Source organism: Protofrankia sp. CiP1_Cm_nod3, from assembly GCF_982290655.1.
In genome coordinates, this window is the sequence record NZ_CEVIVD010000068.1 from 1 (window position 1) to 5,887 (window position 5,887).

4 protein-coding genes are annotated in these 5,887 nt (G+C 73.6%); 3 read left to right on the forward strand and 1 reads right to left on the reverse strand.

Annotated elements, in window-relative coordinates; genetic code table 11:
* Positions 1–353: 353 nt before the first annotated feature.
* From AC5LUJ_RS14310 to AC5LUJ_RS14320, 3 genes are all read left to right on the forward strand, one after another.
* Positions 354–1,712 (forward strand): phosphomannomutase/phosphoglucomutase, encoded by a 1,359-nt coding sequence (locus AC5LUJ_RS14310; protein ID WP_250284962.1) that lies wholly within the window; start codon positions 354–356, stop codon positions 1,710–1,712.
* Between the two features lie 56 nt (positions 1,713–1,768).
* The gene (locus AC5LUJ_RS14315; RefSeq protein WP_250284965.1) at positions 1,769–1,981 is read left to right on the forward strand and encodes a Trm112 family protein; all 213 of its coding nucleotides are present in this window, start codon (positions 1,769–1,771) and stop codon (positions 1,979–1,981) included.
* Positions 1,982–2,401: 420 nt separating this feature from the next.
* The gene (locus tag AC5LUJ_RS14320; protein WP_250284966.1) at positions 2,402–3,589 is read left to right on the forward strand and encodes an SIS domain-containing protein; all 1,188 of its coding nucleotides are present in this window, start codon (positions 2,402–2,404) and stop codon (positions 3,587–3,589) included.
* A gap of 81 nt (positions 3,590–3,670) precedes the next feature.
* Here AC5LUJ_RS14320 and AC5LUJ_RS14325 read toward each other — a convergent pair.
* Positions 3,671–5,887 (reverse strand): transglycosylase domain-containing protein (locus tag AC5LUJ_RS14325; protein ID WP_493465084.1); only part of this gene is annotated, 2,217 nt, incomplete at its 5' end.

A 5,887-nucleotide genomic window follows, 5' to 3' on the forward strand; every position in this document is an offset into this window, starting at 1 on the left:
CGAGCCGGCTGGCTGGCATGCCCGGCGCCTGGCGGCCGGCCCGTCCGTGCCTGGCCCGGCGTATCCGTGACGGGTTCGGTGCGTCTGGTGACGGGCAGGGTGTCGGCTATCCGAACGGTTCCGCCCAGGCCGGCGGCGTGTCGGTAAGGTCGGCGTCGCCGCCGGCAGCTGATGGCTGCCGTCAGCACCGCCATGGCCGGGTTTCCCGGACGACCGCCGACGGCGGGGCCCCGTGGACGGCCACCGCCGGCGGCGCTGGTGGGGCCGGCGGGGCCGGCAGTGGCCGGCGACCAGGAAGCCGGGGATTGGGAAGCCTATGGGCCGGGAAGCCCGGGGATCGGGAAGGCGGACGAGTGCACGACCTGTCGCGGATCTTCAAGGCGTACGACGTCCGGGGTGTCGTGCCGTCCGAGCTCGACGCCGACGTCGCGCACGGCGTCGGCGCCGCGTTCGTGCGCCTGCTGGACGCCCCCCGGATCGTCGTCGCGCACGACATGCGTGACTCGTCGGTCCCGCTGTCGGAGGCGTTCGCCGACGGCGCGGCCGGCCAGGGCGCGGATGTGATCATGACTGGCCTCGGCTCCACCGACCTGCTCTACTTCGCCGCCGGCTCGCTGGGCCTGCCCGGCGCGATGTTCACCGCGTCCCACAACCCGGCCAGGTACAACGGGATCAAGCTGTGCCGGGCGGGCGCGGCGCCGATCGGCCAGGACACCGGGCTCGGCGAGATCCGGGCGCTGGCCGAGGCCGGCGTCGCGCCCACCATCGGGCCCCGCGGCACCATCACCCGCCAGGACCTGCTCGCGCCCTACGCCCGGCATCTGCGCGCACTGGTCGACCTGTCGGCGATCCGGCCGCTGACGGTCGCCGTGGACGCGGGCAACGGCATGGGCGGACGTACGGTCCCCGCGGTGTTCGAGGGGCTGCCGCTGTCGGTCCACCCGCTCTATTTCGAGCTGGACGGCTCCTTCCCGAACCACGAGGCGAACCCGATCGAACCGGAGAACCTCCGGGACCTGCAGGCGGCGGTGCGGGCCACCGGCGCCGACATCGGGCTCGCCTTCGACGGCGACGCCGACCGCTGCTTCGTGGTGGACGAACGCGGTGAGATCGTCTCACCGTCCACCATCACCGCCCTCGTCGCCGAGCGGGAGCTCGCCCGCGAGCCCGGCGCCACCGTCATCCACAACGTGATCGTCAGCCGGGGTGTCCCGGAGCTGGTGCGCGAGCTCGGCGGGGTGCCGGTACGCACCCGGGTCGGCCATTCGTTCATCAAGGCGGAGATGGCCCGGACGGGGGCGGTCTTCGGCGGTGAGCACTCCGGGCACTTCTACTTCCGTGACTTCTGGCGGGCCGACTCCGGGATGCTCGCGGCCCTGCACGTCCTGGCCGCGCTGGGTGAGCAGGAGCGGCCGCTGTCGCAGCTGCTCGCCGGCTACGCCCGCTACGTGGCCTCCGGCGAGGTCAACTCCACGGTCGCCGACGCCGCCGCGGCCATGACCGGGATCGAGAAGGCGTATGCCGGGGACGCGGCCGACATCGACCATCTCGACGGGCTCACCGTCACGCTCGGTGGCGGGGTCTGGTTCAACCTGCGGCCGTCGAACACCGAACCGCTGCTGCGGCTCAATGTGGAGGCCCCCGACCATGCCACGATGGCCCGGGTGCGCGACGACGTCCTCGCCCGCGTCCGCTGTGAGAAGCCGCTGTGAGAAGCCGCTGTGAGAAGCCGCTGTGATGAAGCCGCTGTGAAAAAGGAGGTCGGCTGTTGAGTCTCGACCCGCTCCTGCTGGAGATCCTCGCCTGTCCGTGCCCGGCGCACGCCCCCCTGCGCCAGGACACCCTCGGCGGTGAGCCGGTGCTGGTCTGCACATCGTGCGACCTGGCGTTCCCAGTACGGGACGAGATCCCGGTGATGCTGCTCGACGAGGCCGTCCCGTTCGGCGGGGAGGCCCGGCCGTCGGTGCCCGCACCGTTGTGAGCCCTGGCCTGTCGTGAGCCCTGGTCCCGCCATGCCCGGGGCCCTGGCGGGGTTCTGGCGGGGCCCCGGCGGGCGCCGACGTACCCACAGCTCCGCCGGACGGTGGGTGCCGGAGGGTGGGGTGGCGGCAGGGCAGCCCGGCTGGCCGCGGCGTGCGGGCCATGCCCGCCCCGCGGGGCCCGATGGCCCGGCCTGCTCCCCAGGGCTCCCACGCGGGCTCCGCCTGATCCGGCCGGGCCCAGCGGCGTCCGCGGCCCCGCCCCGGCTCTGACGCCCCGACGCTCCGGTACGGCTCTGGCTCTGGCGTCCTGCCCTGGCTCTGACGCCCGACGCTCCGGTACGGCTCTGACACGCGCCCGGCCAGGCCGGACGTGAGCCCCGATGTGCCCGGGCGGGTCCGGGCATGCGATGGTGCAGGACATGTGGGACGCGGGCGTGGACGAGAGCATCCTTGATGACGCCGTCCGGCTGGACGCCGCCGACCCGTCCGGCATGCTGCCGCAGGTGGCCTCGTCGGCCCGCCAGGTCCGGGAGTCCGCCGCGCTGGCGCGGGAGGCCGGCGCCGACGCGCTCGCCGCCGACGGCCGTCCACGGGCGGTGCTCGTCGTCGGGACGGGCACGTCGGCGGCTGTCGGTGACGCGCTCGCCGCGGTGGCCGGGCCGCGCTGCCCGGTCCCGGTGCTCGTCCACAACGGTTTCGGCCTGCCCGGCTGGGTGGGGGTGACCGACGTCGTGATTGCGATATCCGGTTCGGGACGCGACGAGGCGGCCCTGTCCGCGCTGGAGGAGGCCGACCGTCGCGGCTGCCGGACGGTCGCGGTGGGCCCGCCCGACTCGCCGCTGGCGCATCGCGCCGGGCGCGCGCGGGCGCTGTTCCTGCCCGCCCCCGTGGTGGACGGCCGGCCGGCCCGGGCGGGTTACTGGGTGTTGCTGCTGCCGGCTGTCGCTGTCGTGCGGGCTCTCGGCCTTCTCCCGCCCGCCGCCGAGGGCCCGGACGCGGTCGAGGCGGCGGCGGTGCGCCTCGAGGACCTGGCGATACGCTGCCGGCCCGCCAGCGAGACGTTCATCAGCCCGGCGAAGGTGCTGGCGCTCGAGCTCGCCGGTTCGTTACCCCTGCTGTGGGGGACCACCGCGCTGACCGCCGCGGCCGCCGGCCGGGCCGCCGGCCAGCTCGCCGCGAACGCCGGGTACCCGGCGCTGCTGGGCGCCCTTCCCGACGCGGCAAGCCTGCAGGCGGGCGTTCTGGACGGGGCGTTCGGGGTCCGTGGGGCCGACGGTGGCCCGGCGGAGGACTTCTTCCGTGACCGGGCTGACGATGAGGCCGGGCCGGTGCGGCTACGGCTGGTCCTGCTGCGCGACCAGAAGGCCGAGCATCCGACGGTGACCCGGCAGGCGGAGGCCGCCGTCACGGCCGCGGCCGAGCGGGCGGTGGCGGTCACCGAGCTGTCCGCCCAGGGGGCCAGCCGCCTGGAGCGGCTGGCGTCCCTGGTGGGCCTGTTCGACTACACCAGCGTCTACCTTGCCCTCGCGCTCGGTGTGGACCCGACACCGGTGGCTGCCGTGCGCGACCTGAGCGCCTCGCCCACGCCGGCTGCGCACGAGACATAACCGCCCCGCGGCACGGCACCGCCCGCGGCACGGCACCGCCCGCGGCACGGCGCCCCGCGGGACACAGCCGGCTCTGGGCCGTCACCGGCCCGGCCGCTCGTCACCGCCCGAGCCCTGGAACGGGAACCTGCCGGGGGGCAGGACGGGTTCGACGATGTCCGGCGCCGCTGCCGGTGCTGCCGCCGCGGTCGGTGCTGCCGGCGTGTCCGTTGTGGCCGTGGCGGGGGCCGTCGGTTGCGGCGGGGGCGGCGGCGGAGTCGACAGCAGCCCGCCCTTGGTGCCCTTGGCCACGGTGGGATTGGCCTTCGACATGGGCATGGCGGGAACGCCGCTGAGGGCCGCCCGCAGCGACCGGCCCCAGATGATCGCCGGCAGGTCCCCGCCGAACACGCGGGACCATGTCCGGCCATCCGCGACGATCCCCTTCAGGGGGTTGCCCTGCGCTCCCTTGGGGTTGCCGACCGCGACCGAGGCGGCCATCTGGGGGGTGTACCCCACGAACCACGCGGCGGAGTAGTTGTCCGTGGTACCGGTCTTGCCCGCGGCCGGGCGTCCGATCGCCGCCGCGTTCGGGTACCCGGTGCCCTGTGTGATCACCCCTGCCAGGATGCTCGTCACGGTGTCGGCCACCCCGGCGGTCACCGTCCGCTTGCAGACGGGCTCGGGGGCGATGTCGACGTTCTGGTTGCTGGAGTCCGCGGCCGACAGGACGTACCGTGGGTCGCAGCGCATGCCGTGCGCGGCCAGCGTGGCGTAGGCGTTGGCCATGTCCAGCGGGGTGACCCGTTCGGAGCCGATGGTCAGGTCCCCCTTGGTGGGGTGGACGTCCTCCAGGTAGGAGGCGGGGATGCCCAGCCGGACCGCCATGTCGACGACGGCTGGCACGCCGATCTTCTCCTCGAGCTGGATGTAGTAGGTGTTCACCGAGTCCCAGGTCGCCTTGGACAGGTCGTAGACCCCGCTCTCCGCCGGGTCGGCGTTCGAGTAGCCGGTGGCGCAGGGGCTGCCGTCCCGCCGGTCCAGCGGGAACTTCTTCGTGCTGTAGCACGACGGTGAGTAGAACTGGGTGTTCAGCCCGTAGCCGGCCTCGAGCGCGGCGGCGAGGGTGAACGTCTTGAACGTCGACCCGGGCTGGAACACCGCCTTGGTCGCCAGTGGCTCCTTGGTCTGGTTGGTGGCGGAGTCGGAGCCGAACACCCGGTTCACCGCCATCGCCAGGATGTTGCCGGTGCCCGGCTCGATCACCACCTCGGTGGCCGACACCGGGTTGTCGGGCGCTATCACGGCATTGACCGTGTTCTGCACCGCGGCCTGGACCTTGGGCTGCAGCGTCGTCCTGATGACCAGCCCGCCCTCGTAGACCCGCCGGGCGCGCTCGGCATCGGTCGTGCCCAGCGCCGGGTCGGCCAGCAGCCGGGAGCGGACGAAGTCGCAGAAGAAGGACGCGCTCGACGTCTCGCACGAGTCCCGCGCCGCCGCGGCCGCGGCGTGGACCACCTGGACCGGCGCCGCCTTCGCCGCGGCCGCATCGGCCGGGGCGACGTAGCCCAGAGCGGCCATCCGGTCCAGCACGATGTCCCGGCGCGTCCGGGCGGCGTCGGGGTGGTTCACCGGGTCGTACAGGGACGGGCTCTGCACCAGCCCGGCGAGCAGCGCCGCCTGGGGAAGTGTCAGCTTGGCGATGTGGGTCTGGAAGTAGTTCTGGGCGGCGGTACCCACGCCGTAGTTGCCGTTGCCGAAGTAGGCGATGTTGAGGTAGCGCTCCAGGATCTCGTCCTTGGAGATCTTGTTCTCCAGGGTGACGGCGTACCGGGCCTCCTGGATCTTGCGCTCGAGCGACGTGCCGGCGGCATCCTCACGCTGCTGCCTGGTGTGCGCGTTCTGCAGCAGCACGTTCTTGACGTACTGCTGGGTCAGCGTCGAGGCACCCTGCTGGACGTCCCCGGCCTCGCTGTTGCGCAGCGCGGCCCGCACGACGCCCTTCACGTCCACCCCGCCGTGGCTGTAGAAGCGTGAGTCCTCGATGGCGACGATGGCCTGCCGCATGACCACCGGGATGTCCTTGCCGTCGACGACGGTGCGGTTCGTCTCTCCGCGCAGCGTCGCGATGAGGCTGCCGTCGGCGGCGAGTATCTGGGAGCTCTGCGGCAGCGGCGGGGTGAGCAGCTCGTCCGGCAGGCTCAGGTAGTGGTCCGCCGAGGATTTCGCGAACAGGCCGATCGCGCCGACCAGGGGAAGCAGCAACAGGGCGAGACCGACACCGGCCGCGCAGGCGATGATCCCGATCCGGGTGAGCAG